This window comes from Mariprofundus aestuarium, assembly GCF_002795805.1.
GTDB lineage: Bacteria > Pseudomonadota > Zetaproteobacteria > Mariprofundales > Mariprofundaceae > Mariprofundus > Mariprofundus aestuarium.
In genome coordinates, this window is sequence record NZ_CP018799.1 from 1,481,598 (window position 1) to 1,503,337 (window position 21,740).

Consider the following 21,740-nt stretch of genomic DNA (forward strand, 5'->3'; position numbering starts at 1 on the left):
GAGATCAGATGCAAGCGCGCACGGGCATTATCGGCGGCAGCGGGTTATATGACATTCAGGGAATCGAGGTAATCGACACCCTTGAGATTGAAACGCCATACGGAAAGCCCTCTGATCAACTGCTTCTGGCAACTATCAACGGCCACGAGGTTGTTTTCCTCCCCCGCCATGGGCGCGACCACAGCACTCCTCCTCACAAGATTAATTATCGCGCCAATATCTATGCCATGAAACTTGCCGGTGTGAATCGTATTATCTCCATCTCTGCCGTTGGCTCACTGCGTCAGGAGATCGAACCGGGCCACTTTGTCCTTGTCGATCAGTTTGTAGACCGCACCCATGGCAGAGAGAATACTTTTTTTGACGGCCCGATTGTTGCCCATGTCTCGATGGCCGACCCGGTCTGCTCCTGCCTGAAAAAAGAGCTATTAACCGCCTGTAGCGGTGCGTCCATCACCACTCATGCTTCGGGCAGCTACCTGGTGATGCAGGGGCCGCAATTCTCCAGCCGCGCTGAGTCAGAACTCTACCGGAACTGGGGCATGGACGTGATCGGCATGACCAACATGCCGGAAGCAAAACTCGCCCGAGAAGCCGAGATTTGCTACGCAACAGTTGCCATGAGCACTGATTACGACTGCTGGCATGAAGAGGAAGAGGATGTTTCCGTACAGTCGATTGTCGCAGTCATGCATGGCAATGTGGCTAAAGCACAGGCCATGCTGCAGTGCTTTTTCAAGGACTCTTCAGATAAACACGTCTGCAGCTGTGGCTGCTCAACTGCGCTTGAAAATGGCGTTTTTGCTGACCTTAAGAAACAGAGCGACGATGCCCTCAGGCCCATTCATGCACTGGTAGAGAGGCTTTTGTGATCCGCTACATGCACATACGCAAAGGGTTCACCACCACCCTGCTCATTCTTCTGGTTATAGCTCTTACAGGGTGCGCCGGAAATCAGAAGCAACGGGATCAAGACCATAAACTTGCCGACACCCACTACAGGCTTGGACTGGATGCACTTCAAAAGGAGGGTATGCTGCCCAAGGCGTTTGAGGAGCTGATGAAATCCAACAAACTCCGCCCGAATCAACCTGTGGTTCTCGATGCACTTGCTTATGCCTGGTTGCTGCGCGGCAATCTGGATAAATCCGAGTTATATTATAAACGCGCCTTGAAATATGGCGCCGCTTCAGCCACAAAAAACAACTATGCCAACCTGCTGAATAAACTTGAACGCTTTGAGGAGGCTGAAAAGATGGCCCGCAGTGCGCTTGATGACCCACGCTACCCCAATCAGGATTTGGCTTTCATCAATCTTGGCGATGCATTGCTCGGTCAGAAAAAGAGTGCCGATGCTATTCAAGCCTATCGTCAGGCTCAGGTTTTCAGCCCAGACAGCATGCTGCCCGAAATGAAGATGGCCAACGCCTATGCCCGCGATAACCGTCTGAATGAAGCGCGCCTACTTTATCAAGCTCTATACAGCAAGAACAATAGCAACCGCTCTATTGTCGAAGGCCTAGTTGAGGTTCTAAAAAAACAGCGAGCCACAGCGCATGCGCGCCAACTACTGCAGGAGTTCAGTCAGAGCGCCAACTCCGTACTGGACAAAGCGTGGGCAATTGATGAACTTGAACGGTTGAATTAATCATGGAGGAGAAGACAGAAACCCCCACTGAAGAAAACAGCACATCTCAGCGACAGGCTCTACTCAACGAGATTGGCAGAAAACTTTGTGAGGCACGCGAACTTCGCGGTGAAACCGTTGATAGCCCGGCTCGAATGCTGAAGCTGAGCAAGTCCAACCTGCTGGCTCTAGAGTCAGGCAACTGGGACGCACTTCCCGACGAGGTCTATGCACTTGGCTTCCTGCGCCAGTATAGTAAATACCTGCAAATAGATATTGACCCTGAACTCGAGCTATTTAAAAGCGATCAACATAAGCTGACAAAACCACTTACCTTTCCCGATCCAGCAGTTGCCCCTTCACGAAACTGGGCGTGGATTGCAGGCCTCGCATTCATCCTTCTTATGATTCTGTTCAACATTCTAAACAGCAACAACACCGAATACGAATTCTCCAATGACACGCCGACCTCCTCCGAGCTAGGCATGGATCATGCCATTGAAACCCCTCAGCAGACTGACGCGGAGAGCATGTCAGATGACACTCCCATGATTGATCCTGCTAAAACAGAGGAGGCAGTAAATTCGACTGAAAAAGTCGAAAAAACTGCTGGAAACAGATCGACAGGAAGAGAGAGCAAGAAGCAGTCTGCCCCAGCATCCAAGACACACACCTATCGTTTTGAAGCCGTAGGCGGCGATGTATGGCTACAGGTTTACGTAGCTGATGGGAGCGGCCTGAGCAAAGGAAAGCTTCATAAAGAAGCGCTGCTAAAAGATGGTCATTATGCCATTGTAACTGTTGCATCGGAGTCGCTATGGATCACCTGTGGCAATGCTCCTGCACTACAGATTAAAGTAGACGGAAAAACAGTCGCTGAAACCGGCTCTCTCAGCAGTGGAAAGAAGATTCTGCGTGACTACCGATTCACCATCAAAGGACGATAAACAGGCAAAACAACCTTGCCATTTTCACCTCTCTGCTGCATATTGCTGGACCTCTGATAAACGCTTACGAGGGGAGCTTTTATGACCACCATCAACTTTCAGTCCGCACGACACAATATGGTCGAGTACCAGATTCGTTGTTGCAAGGTTCTGGATCCGACAACACTTGACCTTATTGAGTCCATGCCTCGCGAAAACTTCGTGCCCGAGCATGTGCGCAGCCTTGCCTATATGGAAGGTCACGTCCCCCTACCCTGCAATCAGGAGATGCTCACACCACTGCAGGAGGCAATGATTCTGCAGACGCTGATGCTTGATGGTAGCGAACGCGTACTCGTAATTGGAACAGGCACCGGCTTCCTGACCACGATGCTGGCCATGCAGGCAGCTGAGGTTGTTGGCTGTGAGGTTCACGCAACACTTGCTGATCTCTCCCGTGAAAACATCAGCAATCACGGTGTCAACAATGTTAACATACTTCAAGTGAACGCGATGGATGCTGACGCAATGGCCTCTCTTGCAGACATGCAACAGCCGTTCGACACCATCGTGCTGACAGCTGCAGCTAAGAAAATCCCTGCTCATATTGAAGCGCTTCTGGCAGACAACGGCCAAATGATGGCCTTTGTCGGAAGCAATCCTGTTGTATCACTGGTGCACCGCCGCAAAGTAGGCAATGCATGGCAGGAAACCACCATGTTCGAAACCCTGCTGCAGGACATGGAAGGCGTTCCGGAGAAACGTGAATTCGTTTTCTAAATCTGAGCTGGGCGTAAGAACTCGACACAGTACCGAAACTTTACCAACAACTGTTTGAAATTTTAGCACTACGAGCGGTTTTCGCTCTGGTTTAGCCCCTTTACGGGATGATCGCCTAGCTGGATTAGCGCTACCTGTTGCCATCATTCAACGCTAACATTCAGGCATGAACCCCCTCTTGCCTGCTCCAGAACCACTAAAAATGCTGTTTCAGCGCTTGGCCTGCTCTGCCCTGCTTCTTTGTGGCATGGCTCTCCTGCTTCCTCTAGCTGTGAATGCAGCGAACCATGAACCAGACGGCACACAGTATATCAGCCGGGAAGAGCTGGTCATCAAACTGGCCACAGAAACCGGCATTGCCGCCACTGAAATTCGCACCATTCTGAACAAAGCCACTTTTCTCCCGAAAGTCATCAAACAGATGAACGGGCAGTGGGAAGCAGCACCCTACGTGAAATACCGTCCGCTCTTTATAAAACAGAGCATGCTGGAGAAGGGGGATGCCTATCTTAAAGAGAATCAGGGCGACTTTTCCGCTATAGAGAAAAAATACCGGGTTGATTCGGCCATTGTCGGCGCCATTCTCGGAATTGAGACCAAGTTCGGTCAACTACATGGCAACAAACCTATTCTGGATTCACTTTATACGCTCTCGACCGGTTTTCCACGACGCGCAGATTTTTTTCGCAAACAGCTGGGGGCAATCATTATAATCAGCCGCCAGGACAAGCTCAGGCTGAATGAACTAAAGGGATCATATGCCGGTGCCTTTGGCGCCATTCAGTTTATACCAACATCATTTCGTGACTTTGCAGTTGATGAAGATGGTGACGGCATCCGTGATGTGTTCAATTCGCAGCAGGATATTATTGCCAGTGTTGCCAATTATTTTCAGAAACATGAATGGCAGTATGGACGTCCATCCGCCTACTGGCTGCCTGCTGGCACTAAACTAAACAGCAAATGGAACAAATGGGCTACAGGAAAGCTGGAGCACTGGGTCACACTAGGCGAACTGCGCCAATCCATGCCAAACGTTTTCAACCCGATCCCTCGGCCATGGCAGAATGCAGACAAAGTCAGCATCATCGAAATGGAAACGAAAAACGGTAAGCAGTTTGCGCTGGTGCATTATAATTTTCGGGTCATCATGCGCTACAATTCATCCTACAATTATGCCATGGCAGTCACTGAAATTGCAGCCATGCTGGAGAGAAAGACATTCGCCGTCGATTAACTATTACTGCCCTGTCGCTTTTGCTGGTCGCGGGTTTCTCGGGCTGTTCGAAAAAAGCAGCTGACACCCCTCCTGACTCGCACAACGCCAACAGCACCAGCATGCCCAGCCTGCCTGACGGCAAAGGAGGCGTGCACAAAACCGGCAACCCCTACAAGGTGTCAGGACGCTGGTATACGCCCATGAAAAGCGTGGCGGCCTACGACGAGACCGGCATGGCCTCATGGTACGGGGATGCCTTCCACGGCAAGCTCACAGCCAATGGCGAACGTTATGATATGTATACGCTCTCAGCGGCCCACAAAACACTGCCCCTGCCGACGCTGGTCAGAGTTACCAACCTGAGCAACGGTCGCAGCGTCATCGTACGGGTTAACGATCGCGGTCCGTTTGTAAAAGAGCGCCTGATTGACCTCTCCTATGCAGCTGCCAATGCACTGGGTTACATGCATCAGGGCACGGCAAGGGTGCGTGTGCAGACACTGGACCAGGAACCTATAATAGAGGCGAAAGCCGTACCTGCGCCTGTTATAGCTGAAGCTGCAACCACCCCTGCACCTGCAATCATTGAAGCTGTAGCCGCCCCTTCCCCCACTCCATCCACGCATACTCCGGCTGTCAAAACAGATAAGGCTGTTGCAGGTATATTTGTCCAGCTTGGCGCCTTCGGTTCTGAGGCCAATGCCAATCGCATGCGCCTGTCACTACTGGCAGATTATCCATCTGTATCCTTGCACCCCAAGCAGGTGGCAGACCAGAGGCTCTACCGAGTCCGCATCGGCCCCTTCACAAACATGCAACAGATCGAAGAGACGATGATAACACTGCAAAAAAACGGCTACCGTCAGGCAGTCGTCGTCATTGAATAAAGTGAACAATATCCAGCGCCCGCGTCTGACAGCATTTGGTTCATCGAGGCTTGGTCCTGAAAAGCCTGAATATGGTGATGTATTCGCCCTTTCCAAGTCCATTGCCGAAGCGGGCTGGGACGGCATGACCGGTGGCCACCAGGGCATGATGGCAGCCTTTTCCGAGGGTATTTATGCCGGTGGCGGCCATATTCGTGGCATCACACTCGAGCGCTTTCCCACCCCTCCGAACAACACCCTGAGTGAAGAGATTCGGTCACGGGATTTTTTCACCCGCATGGGAACCCTGATTGAGGAGGCGCAGGCTTGGCTGGTGCTACCGGGCGGACTCGGCACGCTGGCTGAAGTGGCCATGACCTGGGACCTGCTTGCCATCCGTGTACTTGAACCCCGCCCCCTGCTGCTCTACGGAGAGATGTGGGAGCCGGTCATTGAAACCCTTTCTGAACAACTGGTTCTCTCAGCCGACAGTGCTTTTGAATCCATTCAAATCTGCCACAACCATGAGGATGTGCTGCAAGCACTAAAGGTTCACAATTGAGCATTCCGAAACCATCTGACTACAAGGACCTGCGCAGCACCATAACCGGTGAATCCCACGGCATGCGGCTGGACCTGGCACTGGCTTCATGTTTCTCTCTCTCCCGTCGCAGGCTACGCAAAGCCATTGATGAGGGGGGTGTTTACCTCAATCGCAAACGCTGCCGCACTGCCGGCCGTATCCTGAAAACTGGCGATACCCTGCGCCTTGTTTTGCTAGAGAATGAGAGGCTCACGCCCTTTGATCCTAGCCAGCTGATCTGGCAGCAGCCACCGCTCTACCTGATCAACAAACGGTGCGGACAATATTCACAGGAGGCGCTGCACCGCAGCCGCGGCACCCTGCCAGATGAACTAGCCCGCCATCTCAAGCTACTGCCGCAACAGGCTGAAAGCTTAAGGCCCGTTCACCGCCTTGACCGGGGCACCTCCGGCCTGATGCTCTTTTCTTCCGATGCCCGAGTGCTTAATCATATTCAGGCACATTGGAAACAGGCCGCTTTCAAACGTTACCTTGCAGTAACCGAGCCGGCACCTGAGTGGGATAAAAAAATGATCACCCTCGCAATAGACAAAACGCGGGATAGCAAAGGCTGTTATCACGTCTCTGACTCAGGTCGCCCTTGCGAGAGCGAAGCGAGGGTTATCGAGAGGCGTGGCAACCGGGCATTGCTGGAGATGATCCCCCACACAGGCAGAACTCACCAATTGCGTGTACACCTTTCGTCATTAGGATGCCCCATTCTTGGTGACACACGCTACGGTGGTAAGACACACACACGTCTAATGTTGCATGCACAATATTTACGGCTGGACACACCGGCTCTAACCACCGGTAAAGAATGGGAAGCTCAACCTGAGGAGAATTGGCAATGGTAAACAACAAAATATTTCGCAGCACAGGGGTGCGCAAACTTTTCGGCATATTCGCTGCAGCGTTACTATTAATCTCATCTGCTAATGCAAATGCGGTTTCATGGCCAAAATCACCGCATGTCGATGCCACTTCATGGGCCGTAGTTGATGCTCGCTCAGGGCAGGTCGTTGCCGTGCATAATGCAGACCAGGAACTTCCTCCTGCCAGCCTGACCAAAATGATGACGCTCTATCTCGCCTTTGAAGAGATTAAACTTGGACGTCTGGACCTGAATGCGCGCGTCACAGTGAGTAACAAAGCGTGGAAAATCGGCGGCAGCACGATGTTCCTTGAGCCACGCATAAAGCCAACGGTAAAGGAGATACTGCACGGTATTGCCACCCTCTCCGGCAATGATGCCTGCATCGCACTGGCTGAGCATATTGATGGCTCTGAAGGTGCATTTGCCCAGCGCATGAATGCTAAGGCTAAACAGCTTGGCCTTGAGAACAGCCACTTCGCCAACGCAACCGGCTTTCCTCAGGAGGGGCACTACAGCTCAGCCATGGATATGGCCAAACTTGGCGCAGCACTATGGCGCGACTTCCCGGATATGTACGAACTCTTCGGCGAGAAGAGCTATACCTTCGATGGCCGGACTCAGCCCAATCGCAACCGCCTCCTCTGGAGCTATCCAGATGCAGATGGTATCAAAACCGGCCATACCGAAGAGGCGGGTTACTGCCTTGTCGGCTCTGCCGAGAAGAACACCACCCGTTTTGTTGCCTCCGTTTTTGGTGCCAGCTCGGATCGCTCACGCGCCCAGCAGACCAAAGCGCTGCTTACATTCAGCTTCCGCAATTTTGTAACGATGCGTCCATCGGAGCGTGAAATCCGCCGTCAGGTCGAGGTATTCGAGGGTACAGAAGGGCAAATCTGGCTGAAACCGACCGACCCAATCTGGGTTACTGTTCCTAAAGGCAATGAGTCGGCTCTCTCCTTCCGCCTGCGTTACGATGCACCGCTAAAAGCACCGATTCGTGAAGGCGAAAAACTGGGAACTATCGAAGCCCTGTTCGGAGACAGCCGTGAAACAGCCGAGGTCCTTAAATCGGTTGATATGGTCTCCACCCGTCAGGTTGACCGTGCCTCATGGGTCAGCCGACAGTGGGATGGTATCCGCTTATGGTGGCGCGATGACAGCAGTGATGAAGGCTCCGTTTCGGAAAGCCAGTAACTGTGTCGCTGACGGCCTGGGTTAACGGCCGCTTTCTTCCACTGGAAGAGGCAACCGTCCACATTGAGGATCGCGGCTTTCAGTTTGCTGACGGCGTTTATGAGGTCATCGCCTGCTTTGGTGGCAAATTCCTTGAACTGGATGCGCATCTCGATCGCCTTGAGCAGTCGTGCGAGGCGATCAACATCTCTCTGCTTAAGTCGCGCCCGGAACTTATTGAATTGATCCATGAGACCTACCGCCGCAACCCCTTTGATCATGCCATGATCTACATTCAGGCAACCCGTGGTGTGGCACCACGCAGTCACCTTTTGCAGCAGGAGATTGTACCAACCCTAGTCATTACTTCACGTGAGCTCCCCACTCCATCGGCTAATAAGCTGGCGATGGGTGCCTCCGCCATCACGCTCCCTGATATCCGCTGGCAGCGCTGTGATATCAAGTCGATCGCACTGTTGGCCAGCGTTATCGGCAAACAGGAGGCTGCCCGAAAAGGCGTGGATGAAGCATTCTGGCTCGATAACGAAGGGCATATTCTTGAAGGGTGTGCCACCAACTGTTTTGCGGTGATTGATGGTGAACTGGTCACCCACCCGCTCGATCATCAGGTTCTCGGCGGCATTACTCGCCACCTGACGCTGAAAATCGCACGTCAGCATGGCATTACGGTTACCGAACGTCCATGGAAGCTTGATGAACCGGGACTGACTGAATGTATGATGAGCAGTACCACCAATGCTGTAATTGCGGTCAGTCATATCAACGACAAAACCATCGGTGATGGCACAGCTGGTCCTATCAGCAGCAACCTTCGCCAATGGATGATTGATGAATTCGAGGCAATGAAACAGTGAACAAAATAGAAGCGGTACTGCTGGATATGGATGGCACCATCGTGGATGCCTTTCCTCCGATCATCCGTGCACTAAACCAGACATTTGTCGAATACGGACTACCTCAAATGACGGCGCAGGAGGTCAAGCGCCACACAGGCCGCGGCGACTGCAGCATGATTTCACTCTTTGGTGACAGGCGGGAAGAAGCCGGCAAACGTTTCCTTGAAATCCACGACGAGGACTACCTCGATCATATTAACCCCTTGGCCGGTGCCGAATCACTCTTCCAGTGGCTTAATGAACAGGGTATTCCATGCGCCATTGTCACCAGCAAAAGTCAGTCGCGTGCTGAAGCACAGTTTGAAGCGCTGGGCTGGAGCCATCATGTCGAAGTAATCATCGGCAAGATAGATGGCCGCCCGGAAAAACCGGACCCAACGCCTGTTCTGTTGGCCTGTGAGGCGCTGAAGATAAAACCGGAAAGGTCCGTCATGATTGGTGATGGTATCGCCGATATGAAGGCGGCGTCGAGAGCAGGAAGCCGTGGCCTTGGCCTGTGCGATTCCTTCTCAATTGCCGAACTAACTGAAGCTGGTGCAAGCCGATGTTTCAACTCATTAAGTGAGATCCATCAATGGCTAATAAAAGAGATATGACAAACCCTGCTGTAGAGTCTGACGTACTGACCCGCTTTCTTCTACCTGATGCATTTACCCGTGGTGCCATCATTCGCGGTAGCGCTATCAATAAAGAGGCGAAGCGTATTCATGGCCTTAATGGCCCTGTTGCAGCGCTTTTCGGGCAGACGCTGCTGGCCTCTATTCTACTACTCAGCATCAGCAAGGGCGGCATGCGGCAGGTGCTGCAGCTGGATGCGGCAACAGGCTCCTTTGCCCCCCTGCAACGCATGATGGCAGAAACACGGCCGGGAGCTGTTCGAGGGTATGTGAACTGGCAGGAGCAGCAGACCGCCCTACGTTATGAAGAGCATGCAGGCCTAAGCAGTTGGATGGGTAGCCCTGTCCGCCTCTCTACTGTTCGCGATATGGGCGTAGGTGAGCCCTATATTTCATCCATTGAGCATAACTCGGAATTTCTAGCTGACTTTATCATTCACTACCTGCATCAATCGGTGCAGATCAGGGCTGATATCATTCTGCATGGCGATCTCGCCATCATGATTGAGGCGATGCCAGGTTGTGAAGAGGAGCACTGGTTTAAGGCTGTGGAGGCCATGGCAAAGATTCCAAACAGTGTACTGGAATCTGCTTCAGAAGAAGCTATTCTTGCTTACTTTAGTGAGCTTAGCTGTAAAGCGGTTGGTACAGATCATTACGCCTATCGTTGCAGTTGCAGTCAGGAGAAGATGAAAGCAGCCCTGCAGGGAATCTCATCGGAGCAGCTACTTCAGATGGCAGATGAAAAGGGTAAAGTCACCCTCTCCTGCCAGTACTGCGACAATGTTTACGAGCTTGAGATTGGTGCGGCCGGGAACTGACCAAGGCCTGCCTGATGGAGAGCGACTTTTCATATAACCTTATCCGTAGACCAAAACGGAAAACACTCAGCATAATCATTCGCTCCAACAACGATGTCGATGTCCTGGTTCCCGCCAGAACTCCAGTTGCATTTGTCGACCAGTTTGTCAGCAGTAAGTCGGCCTGGATAAAGCAAAAGCTACATTTCAACAGCCAGATTAAGTCACCTCATAAGGCGAAAGCGTTCAAGCCGGGTGAACTGTTCCAGCTGATGGGAGCGGAGCTGATCCTTGAAATACGCATGGGAAAAAGAGCCGTTAAAAACGATAGTGAGAAATTAATCGTTTCCCTTCCCCTATCCACAAGAAATGATAAAAAAACAGATATTATTCGCAGCCTGATTGAAAAATGGTATCGCGATCAGGCTGAAATACATCTGGATCAGCGAAGCAAGCAACTGGCGGAGATTATCGGAAAATCACCAACCCATATCGGAGTAAAGGGCTACAAAAGCCGCTGGGGAAGTTGCCATATTGATGGACGCATCTTCTTTAACTGGCGACTGATCATGGCGCCTGCCTGGGTGATTGATTATGTCGTACTGCATGAGCTCTGCCATCTGATTCACCACAACCACTCCCGCAACTACTGGAATCTTGTTGAATCAATCATGCCCGACTATCGCAATGCACAAAGCTGGCTGAAGGTGAATGGCGCAACGCTTGAGCTTTAAATCCACGTCCCCGCGACATTAGAATTCTTATCGATCGCCAACAGCCCGGGCAGCATGAGTCTGTTGGGTAAGAACTACCTATGACTTTTTTCTGCTATACTATACATATGAAGTGACTTTCGAGGTGCTGATATGGTGAAGATGCATTTATCTGAACTTAGCAACCATTGGACACGACGCTTTCCCAAGCCTGGACACTCAGTGCAGGACTCAGGATGGGATATCGATTCGTTGGATGCCCCTTTTGATTACATCTTTGTACACACTTCACATAAAGGAGAGGTCAACAAGGTCAACTCCATCGACGAGATTGCAGCACGATTCATTGCGTCCGGCGGGCATATCATTCGCCCCATACTGAGAATCCCGGGCGTTGGATCACTGATTGCCTGTGAAGATGCAGCGGGTCACCTCTTCTCCTTCATCGAAGAGGAGCTTTCGCAGGGCTTGTGAACACAGCCTCGTAACACTCAGTCAGCGGCGCATATATATCGTAAAATCGTTGGCGAGATATTCGTCATGAAGCTCGCAATTGGGACAGAGAGATTTGCAGTACTCCAGCATCTGAAACGGATCAACGCTCTGCAGATCATGGGCCTTGAGATGCCGTGCATCCAGCATGTTAAAAGCGACACCCTTACTGCACAGCGCGTACATCTTCGCAATCTGCCCTCGCGCATAGGCACCCTCATCATGCAGCTGCTCATTCATCGCACCTGAAAGAACCACCCAGTTGAACGCCCCCTCCTCCAGTTCAAAATCGCTCAACTCACCACATAGAAGCTCACAATCAGGATGCCGCTCGCGTGCCGTGTAGATCAAATCAGGAGAGATATCTATTCCGGTAAAATGAACCGGAATCCCCTGCCCCTCAATCCAAGTTTTAAAATCAGCAAATCCACAACCGATATCAAGCACCGAATCACCGCACTGGATGCCAATCTCTGCCAGCACCTTAAAACGAACCTCCTGAATCTCCCTGCTGCTCCAGTAAAGTGCATTGGGGTGATAACCATGCCGTGTCAGGCTATCGCGATGTTTATCGACAATACGTTTACGCTGATCTTTCTTCATGTGCGAAAAGTACCACAAAACCGATGCAACACAGAAGCCAGCAGACGAAATTCGCGTAATCTTTAAACAAGAACCATACCCCCTGATAACCGTCACCACTTCCTATGGGAGGATAGATAAATTCAATATTCAAGAGCGCCCGACCAAGCCCCCCTTTGAGATGGAATTAAGCAGGCTATAATTATCTGTTTTTTGTTAAAAAAACATCAAACCGGTGGCTTATCGACCTTTAATTCAGGGCATGTTTTATGTATAATCTTTTGCCGCAAAACCTTCCCGGAGAATCCGGGTTTTGGATCAAATAGAGATCATCAAAAGAAGGACGTCATGAGTCATCACGAAGTAGATTTTAACTATTATTCTCAGGAGCATCTGCTTAATGCAGGCTGTTTTGATATGCGCCTGATTATCGAGGTGGTGGAGAAAACCCTGCTCGATTTTGAGAAGGGTTCGATCATGTTCCCTGAAAAAATTGTACAGATTTTCGACGAGAAGACTCAGAACCGAATCAACTGCCTGCCGGCAACGATGCTTGATGAAAAGATATGCGGTGTAAAATGGGTGTCGGTGTTCCCTGAGAATCCACGTAAATTTGATGTGCAGAATCTCTCCGCCATCTTTGTGCTGTCAGAGATTGAGCGCGGTTTCCCTGTCGCGGTGATGGATGGAACGCTCGCCTCCAATATGCGGGTAGGCGCTGTTGGTGCAGTTGCTGCGAAGCATCTTGCAATTAAGGATGCGGAAACCATCGGTTTTATCGGTGCCGGAGAGCAGGCGAAGATGCACCTTTTGGCGATGAAGGTGGTGCGTCCTACGCTGAAGGTCTGCCGTGTTACGGCACTAACCGCTGCTGAGGAGCAGGGATTTATCGATCAGCTCTCTCCGATTTTGCCCGATATGGAATTCATCGCTGCAAACGGTGATATCCGCTTAGCGATGGAAGGGGCCGATATTCTGGTCACGGCAACAGGTGCTCAGGCACCACTGCTTAAAGCTGAATGGGTCAAGCCAGGTGCCTTTTACAGCCATGTTGGTGGCTGGGAGGATGAGTATGCTGTGGCCTCCCTCTGCGACAAGATTGTCTGCGACGATTGGGAGACGGTAAAGCATCGTACGCAGACAGTGAGCCGGATGTATAAAGAGGGACTGATTGATGATCGCGATGTTCATGCAGATCTGCATGAGCTGGTATCGGGCGATAAACCGGGTCGTGAGTCAGATGATGAGCGCATATATTTCGATGCAGTGGGACTCTCATTCCTTGATGTCGCCATTGCACTAACCATGTTTAAGCGTGCCAAGGAAGCGGGAGAAGGAATCTCACTGGAGCTGCAGCACGAGATGATTTTTGAGCACGCAGATATCGCCAGCAAGGTGCGCCTGTAGTTCGATGCCTGTTTTCCGTCGTTTAGATGAGCCTGAGAGTCGATGGGTTGAGATCCATATTGATGGCCAGCCCACACAAGCCCGTGAGGGTGATTCGGTGGCTGCCGCACTGCTTGCTGCCGGGCTTCGCTCCTGTCGTACCACCCCCATATCGGGAGCAGCGCGTGCCCCGTTCTGCATGATGGGCGTCTGTTATGAGTGTCTGGTGGAGATTGATGGTGTGCCAAACCGGCAATCCTGCCAGATCACTGTGCAGGAAGGCATGCAGGTTCGCCGCCAGATCGGCGCCTCTGAAGGTTACAGCTAATGGAAAAACATGAGCTGGTCGTCATTGGTGGTGGCCCGGCTGGTTTGGCTGCTGCAACCACTGCGGCAAATGCAGGTATTGAATGCCTGCTTATAGACGAACAGGCCAACCCCGGCGGCCAGATCTATCGCGCCGTAGGAACAATTCCTGAGCAGCGCGCCACACTGCTCGGCCCTGATTATAACTATGGCCGGAAACTGGTTGATCAGTTTAACCAGAGTAGTGCCAGCTATCTGCCCTCCACCACACTATGGAACCTGAATAGCCAGCTGGAGATTGGCATCCTCCGCGATGGCAAGGCCTCACTGATCTCTGCTGATCGCATTATTATTGCAACCGGTGCCATGGAGCGCCCGGTCCCCTTCCCCGGCTGGACACTGCCGGGTGTGATGAGTGCAGGTGCAGGACAGATCTTGTTAAAATCCTCCGGGCTGGTGCCCGCACAGGGTGTGGTTCTGGCAGGTGTAGGCCCCCTTCTTCTTCTGCTTGCCTGGCAATACCTACATGCGGGTGTGAAGATTCACGCCATTCTGGATATGTCTCCAGCCGGTAATATCTGGCGTGCTCTGCCACATCTGCCAGGCGCACTGCTTGCCCACCACTACATCCTTAAAGGGTTGCGATATCAGTTGCAGCTCAAGCTTGCAGGGGTGAAGTTTTTCAACGGTGTTACTGAATTCCATGCAGTTGGCGGCGATGCACTGGAGGCGGTTGAGTTTACCCATAGGGGCGGCAGGCAGCGTATTGATTCCCAGCTGCTGTTAAGCCACTTTGGCGTCATCCCTGACAGCCATCTGAGCCGTTGTGCCGGTTGCGATCACAGTTGGGATGCCAATCAGCTCTGCTGGCGTCCTGTGGCCGACAAGTGGGATAACAGTTCAGTTGATGGTATTGCTATTGTTGGTGACGGCTCTGGCATCGGTGGTGCAGTTGCTGCACGACATGCCGGTCGCATTGCCGGTTTTGAAGCAGCACGTGCCCTTGGTTACATCAGTGAACAGGAGAGAAATGAGGCAGCCAGAAACGATCAGCGCTGGATGCGAGATGATCTGCGTGTACGCCCCTTTTTAGAGGCCCGCTTCCATCCTCCGGCTGAGTTATTGAGTGCGCCGCCTGATGAAACCGTGGTTTGTCGTTGTGAAGAGATCAATGCCGGAGCCATCCGCACGGCCATTCATGCAGGCCATAAGGATGCCAATCAGGTCAAGTTTCTAACCCGCTGTGGCATGGGGCCTTGTCAGGGTCGCCAGTGCGATAATGCAGTCAGCCAAATTGTCGCCCGTGAACTGGGTGATAAAAAGATGATTTCCGGCGGATATCGCATTCGCCCACCGATTCGACCGTTAACGATTGAGCAGCTTGCTGCACTGAATGAGGGAGCAGACCCTAAATGATGGCGAAAGCAGATGTGATCATCATCGGTGGTGGATTGCAGGGCCTCTCCACTGCCCTCCATCTTGGCCGTCGCGGCATCAAAGCGATCGTACTCGAAAAGGAGAGCCCCGGCCGCCACGCATCCGGGGTCAATGCCGGTGGCTTGCGCCAGCTTAATCGCCACATGGCCGAGATTCCGCTTACAGTTGCTGCGGCAGAGATTTGGAGAAACATCCGCGAATTGGTGGATGATGATTGTGATGTAGTGCTCAATGGTCAGGTCAGGATTGCCGAAACGGATGCGACACTGCAGAAACTACAGTCGCGTGTGGATGCACTGAAGGCGCGGGGTTATGAGCATGAGCAGATCATCGATAGCGAGACGCTCTACAGGCTTGTGCCAAGACTCGTCGGCGGTTGTGTCGGCGCGCTCTACAATCCCGATGACGGCTCTGCCAGGCCTTTCCATGCAGCCACGGCGTTTCGCCACAAGGCGATCACACTGGGTGCTGACATCCACAGCGGTGTTGAAGTGCTGGGCATCGAAGAGATCAGTGATGGCTGGAAGGTTGCTACCAATCAGGGGATGTTCTGCGCTGCAAACGTAGTGAACTGTGCCGGAGCATGGGCAAACCGTTTTGCCGCTATGCTGGGAGAGTCGGTGCCGCTCACCCCGAAAGCGCCGACGTTGATGGTAACAGAGAGGCTACCGCCATTTCTTGATCTGACCGTAGGGGCGGAGGGCTACCAGCTCTCCTTCAAGCAGATGCAGAACGGTACGGTGATTATCGGCGGTGCCCACCTAGCGAAGCTCGATTTTGAGCGTGAGCAGTCAGTGATCGACTTTGCCACGCTGAAAACCAGCGCCCAAACCGTGACCCGCTTCTTTCCTCATATGGCACAGGTTCGCATTGTACGCACATGGGCTGGAATCGAAGGGTTTATGCCCGACAATATTCCTGTGATAGGGGCCAGCTCGAAAGCAGCAGGTATCTTTCACGCTTTCGGTTTTTCTGCGCATGGATTCCAGCTCTCGCCGATTGTTGGCCGCATTTTGAGCGAACTGATTCTCGATGGAAAAACAGATCTGCCGATCGAACCATTCGATATCCGCCGATTCAATGAGTCGGAGTCATAAGAACAATTAACATTTAAAGGTGTAGACAATGATTGAACGCATGGAAACAAAACAAAGGATGAGCAGGATCGTCAAACACAACGGCACAATCTACCTGTGTGGGCAGGTCTGCAAGGATGCCGAGCAAGGTATCAAAGAGCAGACAGAGACCATGCTGGAGAAGGTCGATGAGCTACTGCAACAGGCTGGTAGTGACAGAGAGCATATTCTCTCTGCCACGATCTACATCAAGGATATGCAATATTTTGCCGAAATGAATGAAGTTTGGGATAACTGGGTACCAGAGGGTCATGCGCCAGCTCGCGCCTGTGTCACAGCCAGTATGGCTCGGGAAGCGCTATTGGTGGAGATCTCCGTGGTCGCTGCCGAAATAAACCCAGCGTCACATTAAGACGAAACCGAATACCGGGGCCAAGTCTATCATTGTACCGCCACATAGCCGTTATTTTGTTTTACTGATTCTAAGGGCAGAGTTCTCTATATAAAAATATATTCAGCAGATTTAAGGCTGACGAAAGGAAGTTAGCCATGATCCCCTTTAGACTCATTGATGAAGCCACCGAACACGGTACAACCATGCGCTTGTATAAGCGTGGTATCGATTATTCGATTCGCGTGGATAAAGCCGGTGACCTGATGAACAGCCGCCTGCACTACTCCGAAGATATGCTGGCAGAACTGGCCTGCAAAGCGATTGCCGGACGCAAAAAACCGCACATGCTGGTGGGCGGCCTTGGTATGGGTTACACACTGGCTGCGGTACTTGCCAACACTACCGACTGTGCACAGGTCACCGTCTCTGAACTGATGTCGGCCGTGGTTCGCTGGAACCGGGAGTATCTGGGAATTCTTGCTGGCTGCCCGATTGAAGATGAACGCGTTCATATTCTGGAGCAGGACGTCGGAAAAGTAATGAAAGAAAATAAAAATGGCTTCGATGCCATTATGCTCGATGTCGACAATGGCCCGGATGGCTTCACCCGTGATGATAATGATGCGCTGTATGGCCTGCGTGGACTGAACAACGCCTATGATGCACTTAAACCCGGTGGTGTGCTTACTGTCTGGTCTGCCTCCAAAGATCAGGCATTTACCCAGCGCATGATGAAGGTTGGTTTCAAGGTGGATCAGAAGCAGGTGCGCTCGCTCTCAGAAAAATCTGGCGTACAGCACACCATCTGGATCGGCATCCGTCCGGGTTAAGGTAGATGGCGACTTTCCAGTTCTGGCATTACAAGACTTGCTGCTGTTTGTTCGTATACTTGGCATGCAAGCCAGTGCAGCCACGATAACAGCAACGTCTATGGCAGGAGAGAGTCCGGTTTATGAATGAACAACCCAATAACCCAATGCATGGCATAACCCTGGAGAATATTCTCAATGCGCTGGTTGAACACTATGGCTGGGGTGAATTGGGCATCTACGTCAGGATCAAATGTTTTAACAACGACCCATCCGTGAAATCCAGCCTAAAATTTCTGCGAAGAAATCCGTGGGCAAGAACCAAGGTGGAGAATCTCTATCTCGATATGCTTAAAGAGATCGAGGACAAAGACAAACCCAAATGGCCCTATACAAACAGCCCGAAGAGCTGATGCAACTGACTGCTGTTGTAATCAGCAGCAAGCCATATTCATTCAAAATTCATCCGTTGTAATCAGACTGAAACACCTATCGACTTTCACTACACTGTTGCAACTTCTTTACAGTGAGGAAGAGTAAAGATTCGCCATCACACAGCATCAATTCAGGTAAAATGTAGATGGTATATGGACTCTCAGGTGGATAGAATAAGACGGCAAGAATCAGAACATGAATAGTACCGGATGTGTTTGATGAGTGAGACTGTATCTATTAATGACAACGACAAAAGTGCGGCACCACCGCATGTCTGGCACCAGCATATCAATCTCAAGCTGGCCGCTCTTGGTCAACCGACCTGCAAGCTGCAGGGAGGCGATCACTCCTACCTGACCATCGCTGACAGCTTACTCAAACACTACGCACGCCAGCGCCGCCTCCTGTCGGCCTACCGCTGCCCTGCCGATCAGCGTATTCAGAACTTCCTCAATGCCTATCTGGCCGAGAATGGCGTAGAGCAACAGGTAGAGCTGCCCGGCACCACCTTTGTTCTTGATCGTCCCGGCATGGCTCGCGAGGTGTCACTGCCGCTCAACGGCACCCATTTTCACTCCGATCTGGTCGACTCCTACCGCCTACTACAGGGGGTGCTGCACAATCCGAAAAGTGACCGCCGCACCACCAAAGGTGTATTTCACATTGCATCAGGTGGACTGCCAGTACCGGCAGACAAACTTGAGGTGCCGGTTGCCACCTATGGCGCCCTGCTCAAAGAGGCACTGAATCCCCCCCGCCCCCTGCTAGAACTGCCTGCAACCAGTGAGGAAGAGAAAAAAGCAGAGGTTTGGGTCTCCCTGCTGCTGCGTCCGAAGGTGCGCCCGGGCGTGCCCGGTGTTGTCGGTGTTGCCGGACTACTGTCTGACAAGAGTCTTGAGGTGCGCATGTTTGCCCCCGGCGGTCTGGTCTCTAATCTCGATTTCGTAGAGTCGATCTTCGGCAATGCCGGCGATCCGTTTCTGACTGAAAATGATGCCGCAGCCGATATCGAGCACTGGACCGGCCAAAGCGGCTGCATCATTCTCGCCCCGCATCTGGTGAATCTGAAGAAGAAGGATCTGGGTCTACCGCATGTTGCTGATGCCAGTGATCGACAGCGCCGTGACGGCATGTGCTGGCAGCATGAAGATGATCTGTATAATGATGGCCAGGCATTTAAAGTGGTCTGCCGTGACAAACGCGGTGTCATCGTCACCATCATTGCCGACAACTATTTCGGTTACAGCAAGAAAGAGATTAAATCCCAGATCAGTTATTCAGCCAACCTCTTCGGAGGCTGTGAAGAGGAGCATGCCGGCGGTGCGCTGGCATTTCCACGCTACAACCTCGGTGAGGTTTATATCCCACGTGCCAGTGATATGCTCGACAATCACACCTTTGCCGACCTCTGCCAGCGACTGGCTGACAAGATAGAGCTCAAATCAGAAGGTTATGCGATTGACAGGGTCTATCCCGACATCATCTATCTGCCTGAAGATGCACAGATCAGCATGCATGACCTGCAGGTTTGCTGGCAAGGGCCTAGCGGGCCATCGCAGATCAAACTACTGGCCTCTAACACCTTTATCTACCCCAGTGGTTTCAGGGTGCATATGGCCCGCCATGCCCACTCGCCAAGCTGGCGACTGATCGGCACCATCGGTGAGGGCACCTTCTGTCATAAGCCAAGCACCGTATCCGGTGGTGGTAAATCGGAGATATCCAAATCTATTGCTGGTGCAGTCATTTCAGGGCCGACCTATGTAGACAACTTTGAACAGGACCTCAAACAGGTGCGGGCCATTTTTGAACGCAACTATAGCGACCGCTTCCGCCATCCCGAATCTGAGAAGCATGATTCGCGAACACTGCTGAGCAAGGAGCGCAGTCTAGGCTCCGTGATCAAACTGTTAACCCCTTCTGCTATCGACTACACAGATGAGTACAACCACTGGCTGAAAAGCATTCCAAGCCACATTCTCGCACTGGTTTTCATGATCAAGCGCTTTTACAGAACTGCATGGGGAGAGAACTGGCACGAGCACTTCTCCGTTGATACAGTCAATGGCAGCCCGGGCCATGAACTGAGATACAATGGCCGCAAACTAATGGCCAGCTATCTGCGTGTCGGTTTTGCCGATGATGGCAGCTGGCGCCTGTTCAAGCTCAGGCAGGACTTTATCGCATCGGATAAAATCCAGATGGAGGATGATATCAGTGCCTCGATTGTTATCCCTACAAGCTATGTGAGCGGGCTCAACCCTGAGTATGATCACCCCTGCATCAAATTTGTGGATAACTGCGAAAAGAGACTCTTCCAGCGCCCCGATGAAGCGGTCAATCGCGGTTCGGACACTCAGACTGAGTCCGACCTCTCCAGCGGCAACAGTTTTATCTCCAACTTTCAGCCCATGCAGCGGGGCGATGCCCGTGAACTGATGGAAAATGTTATGCAGTTTGAGGAGTTCAGCGAGCCTATGCAGACACTGATCCGCAACGCATCAGAGATGGATGAGTCGCTCTACTTCATCTCCTCAGCACACCCCAGAATTGTGGATGGTAAACCAAGCCTAAACGTACGCTACCTGCAGGATCGCCCAGATCTAGCCGACCCGCGCTCGAAACACTTGGCTAAAGTCAGCACCCATCTGCACCGGGGGCTTAAGCCTGAACAGCCGGTCTACTTCCCAGTCAATGCAGTACTGACCGGGCGTCGAAATAACCCTGCGGAGCCGGGCATCCGGCCACTGGCAGTCTACAACCCGATTCATTATCAGGAGTTGCCGGAGCTGTTTATGGACTTCATCTGCAGCCTGACAGGCAAATCACCATCCACCACCGGTGCCGGTTCAGAGGGTGCGCTCACCAAGGGGCCCTTCAATCCACTTACTGCCACAGCTGATCTTAACACGGCCATAGTCTCCTTTATTCTCTGTGGGTATGACGGCTTCTCCACTGCTGCCGGTTTTATCGGCTCAAAGCGTCGTATTGATCACGATATAAGCATGTTAATACCTGAGATTTGGTGCCGCCTTCCAGCCAAGGTTCAGAAACCCGCCTATATGATCAAATGGGGTTATCTGAAAAAACTGGAGGATTTTGAATACAATGGCAAAACCGTGCTTGCCAGCCGACTCGGTTACCGCATCACCAAGCGTTTCGTACGCAACCATTTCGGCAAGGTGTTTGATACGCCGGTAGCCGTATTTGATAAAGCAATGCTGAAACCGGAAACGCAGGATATAGAGAGCTTTGTCGATGGCATCAATAACATCTGCGAAGCCCACCAGCGTGTTGCCCTCTCCTATTTCGAGGATGGCTCTATTGTTAATGCCTGCCCGCCACTTCAGGCGCTTCTGCATATCATGGCACATGGTCATTATCAGGGCCGTGATATTCATGATCCATCCATCCGCCAGATGTTCAGCCGCGAGGAGCTGCTGCAGAGTGACTGGTACAATGAGCGCCTGCATATCAAACAGGCTCGTGACACTCAGGTTTGGCTGCAGCACCGCGAGAACCTCAATGGTCAGATCAATGCGCTTGATGAAGATGAGCATGAGAGACGCACCCATCTTGCCGAACGTATCAGCAAGACTGATCGCATGATTGAAAGGGTGACAAGTGATGACTATCTGCAACGGCTGCAAGGTACGCTTGGCGCTGACTGGATTCACCGCGAAACGAAATAAAAAAAGGCCGCTATCCAGCGGCCTTTTTCCATC

At 52.0% G+C, this 21,740-nt stretch carries 23 protein-coding genes; 22 read left to right on the top strand and 1 reads right to left on the bottom strand.

Translation table 11 applies throughout. The features are described from left to right. Positions 1 to 8: 8 nt before the first annotated feature. The 14 genes from mtnP to Ga0123461_RS07320 all read left to right on the top strand — a co-directional run bounded on the left by mtnP (position 9) and on the right by Ga0123461_RS07320 (position 11,572). Positions 9 to 872 (top strand): S-methyl-5'-thioadenosine phosphorylase, encoded by an 864-nt coding sequence (gene mtnP / locus Ga0123461_RS07255; RefSeq protein ID WP_232710081.1) that lies wholly within the window; start codon positions 9 to 11, stop codon positions 870 to 872. After that, positions 869 to 1,648, top strand: coding sequence for a tetratricopeptide repeat protein (locus Ga0123461_RS07260; protein ID WP_232710082.1), 780 nt, complete (start codon positions 869 to 871; stop codon positions 1,646 to 1,648). The genes mtnP and Ga0123461_RS07260 overlap by 4 nt, the downstream gene beginning before the upstream one ends. Positions 1,649 to 1,650: 2 nt before the next feature. Further along, entirely contained in the window at positions 1,651 to 2,574 is a 924-nt protein-coding gene (locus Ga0123461_RS07265; protein ID WP_100277722.1) for a helix-turn-helix domain-containing protein, read from the top strand. 81 nt (positions 2,575 to 2,655) lie between these two features. After that, the gene (locus tag Ga0123461_RS07270) at positions 2,656 to 3,333 is read left to right on the top strand and encodes a protein-L-isoaspartate O-methyltransferase family protein (RefSeq protein ID WP_100277723.1); all 678 of its coding nucleotides are present in this window, start codon (positions 2,656 to 2,658) and stop codon (positions 3,331 to 3,333) included. A gap of 166 nt (positions 3,334 to 3,499) precedes the next feature. Next, the gene (locus tag Ga0123461_RS07275) at positions 3,500 to 4,570 is read left to right on the top strand and encodes a lytic murein transglycosylase (protein WP_100277724.1); all 1,071 of its coding nucleotides are present in this window, start codon (positions 3,500 to 3,502) and stop codon (positions 4,568 to 4,570) included. Between the two features lie 101 nt (positions 4,571 to 4,671). After that, on the top strand, positions 4,672 to 5,439 hold the full coding sequence (locus tag Ga0123461_RS07280) for a septal ring lytic transglycosylase RlpA family protein (RefSeq protein WP_100277725.1): 768 nt from the start codon (positions 4,672 to 4,674) through the stop codon (positions 5,437 to 5,439). A gap of 1 nt (position 5,440) precedes the next feature. Beyond that, entirely contained in the window at positions 5,441 to 5,980 is a 540-nt protein-coding gene (locus Ga0123461_RS07285; RefSeq protein WP_100278734.1) for an LOG family protein, read from the top strand. Then, the gene (locus Ga0123461_RS07290; RefSeq protein WP_232710083.1) at positions 5,977 to 6,858 is read left to right on the top strand and encodes an RluA family pseudouridine synthase; all 882 of its coding nucleotides are present in this window, start codon (positions 5,977 to 5,979) and stop codon (positions 6,856 to 6,858) included. Before Ga0123461_RS07285 ends, Ga0123461_RS07290 begins: the two co-directional genes overlap by 4 nt. Next, entirely contained in the window at positions 6,852 to 8,072 is a 1,221-nt protein-coding gene (locus tag Ga0123461_RS07295) for a D-alanyl-D-alanine carboxypeptidase family protein (protein ID WP_100277726.1), read from the top strand. Before Ga0123461_RS07290 ends, Ga0123461_RS07295 begins: the two co-directional genes overlap by 7 nt. Positions 8,073 to 8,074: 2 nt before the next feature. Next, a complete protein-coding gene (locus Ga0123461_RS07300) occupies positions 8,075 to 8,926 on the top strand; it encodes an aminotransferase class IV (protein WP_100277727.1) in 852 nt (283 codons plus the stop codon). Then, positions 8,923 to 9,564: an HAD family hydrolase gene (locus tag Ga0123461_RS07305; protein ID WP_232710084.1), complete on the top strand. Its 642-nt coding sequence runs from the start codon at positions 8,923 to 8,925 to the stop codon at positions 9,562 to 9,564. Before Ga0123461_RS07300 ends, Ga0123461_RS07305 begins: the two co-directional genes overlap by 4 nt. Next, a complete protein-coding gene (gene hslO / locus Ga0123461_RS07310; RefSeq protein WP_100277728.1) occupies positions 9,543 to 10,406 on the top strand; it encodes an Hsp33 family molecular chaperone HslO in 864 nt (287 codons plus the stop codon). The genes Ga0123461_RS07305 and hslO overlap by 22 nt, the downstream gene beginning before the upstream one ends. A gap of 14 nt (positions 10,407 to 10,420) precedes the next feature. Then, complete coding sequence (locus Ga0123461_RS07315; protein ID WP_100277729.1) at positions 10,421 to 11,119, top strand: M48 family metallopeptidase; 699 nt, start codon at positions 10,421 to 10,423, stop codon at positions 11,117 to 11,119. A gap of 201 nt (positions 11,120 to 11,320) precedes the next feature. Next, a complete protein-coding gene (locus Ga0123461_RS07320) occupies positions 11,321 to 11,572 on the top strand; it encodes a VOC family protein (protein ID WP_100278737.1) in 252 nt (83 codons plus the stop codon). 21 nt (positions 11,573 to 11,593) lie between these two features. Here the strand turns inward: Ga0123461_RS07320 and Ga0123461_RS07325 are convergent, their stop codons facing one another. Next, a complete protein-coding gene (locus tag Ga0123461_RS07325; RefSeq protein ID WP_100277730.1) occupies positions 11,594 to 12,193 on the bottom strand; it encodes a class I SAM-dependent methyltransferase in 600 nt (199 codons plus the stop codon). 327 nt (positions 12,194 to 12,520) lie between these two features. Here Ga0123461_RS07325 and Ga0123461_RS07330 point away from each other — a divergent pair, with 327 nt between their 5' ends. The 8 genes from Ga0123461_RS07330 (at position 12,521) to Ga0123461_RS07365 (ending at position 21,707) form a co-directional block, all read left to right on the top strand. Then, the gene (locus tag Ga0123461_RS07330; RefSeq protein WP_100277731.1) at positions 12,521 to 13,579 is read left to right on the top strand and encodes an ornithine cyclodeaminase family protein; all 1,059 of its coding nucleotides are present in this window, start codon (positions 12,521 to 12,523) and stop codon (positions 13,577 to 13,579) included. A gap of 4 nt (positions 13,580 to 13,583) precedes the next feature. Further along, a complete protein-coding gene (locus Ga0123461_RS07335; protein ID WP_100277732.1) occupies positions 13,584 to 13,886 on the top strand; it encodes a (2Fe-2S)-binding protein in 303 nt (100 codons plus the stop codon). Continuing rightward, positions 13,886 to 15,280 carry an FAD/NAD(P)-dependent oxidoreductase gene (locus tag Ga0123461_RS07340; protein ID WP_100277733.1) on the top strand — a complete coding sequence of 465 codons (1,395 nt, stop codon included), beginning with the start codon at positions 13,886 to 13,888 and terminating at the stop codon, positions 15,278 to 15,280. The genes Ga0123461_RS07335 and Ga0123461_RS07340 overlap by 1 nt, the downstream gene beginning before the upstream one ends. Continuing rightward, positions 15,277 to 16,398, top strand: coding sequence for an NAD(P)/FAD-dependent oxidoreductase (locus Ga0123461_RS07345; protein ID WP_198507026.1), 1,122 nt, complete (start codon positions 15,277 to 15,279; stop codon positions 16,396 to 16,398). Before Ga0123461_RS07340 ends, Ga0123461_RS07345 begins: the two co-directional genes overlap by 4 nt. Positions 16,399 to 16,426: 28 nt before the next feature. After that, on the top strand, positions 16,427 to 16,789 hold the full coding sequence (locus Ga0123461_RS07350) for a RidA family protein (protein WP_100277734.1): 363 nt from the start codon (positions 16,427 to 16,429) through the stop codon (positions 16,787 to 16,789). A 137-nt stretch (positions 16,790 to 16,926) separates the two neighbouring features. Beyond that, positions 16,927 to 17,601 carry a spermidine synthase gene (locus Ga0123461_RS07355; protein ID WP_100277735.1) on the top strand — a complete coding sequence of 225 codons (675 nt, stop codon included), beginning with the start codon at positions 16,927 to 16,929 and terminating at the stop codon, positions 17,599 to 17,601. Positions 17,602 to 17,723: 122 nt separating this feature from the next. Continuing rightward, a complete protein-coding gene (locus Ga0123461_RS07360) occupies positions 17,724 to 17,993 on the top strand; it encodes a VF530 family protein (RefSeq protein WP_100277736.1) in 270 nt (89 codons plus the stop codon). Between the two features lie 240 nt (positions 17,994 to 18,233). Next, positions 18,234 to 21,707, top strand: coding sequence for a PPi-type phosphoenolpyruvate carboxykinase family protein (locus Ga0123461_RS07365; protein ID WP_232710085.1), 3,474 nt, complete (start codon positions 18,234 to 18,236; stop codon positions 21,705 to 21,707). The last annotated feature ends 33 nt before the right edge of the window (positions 21,708 to 21,740 follow it).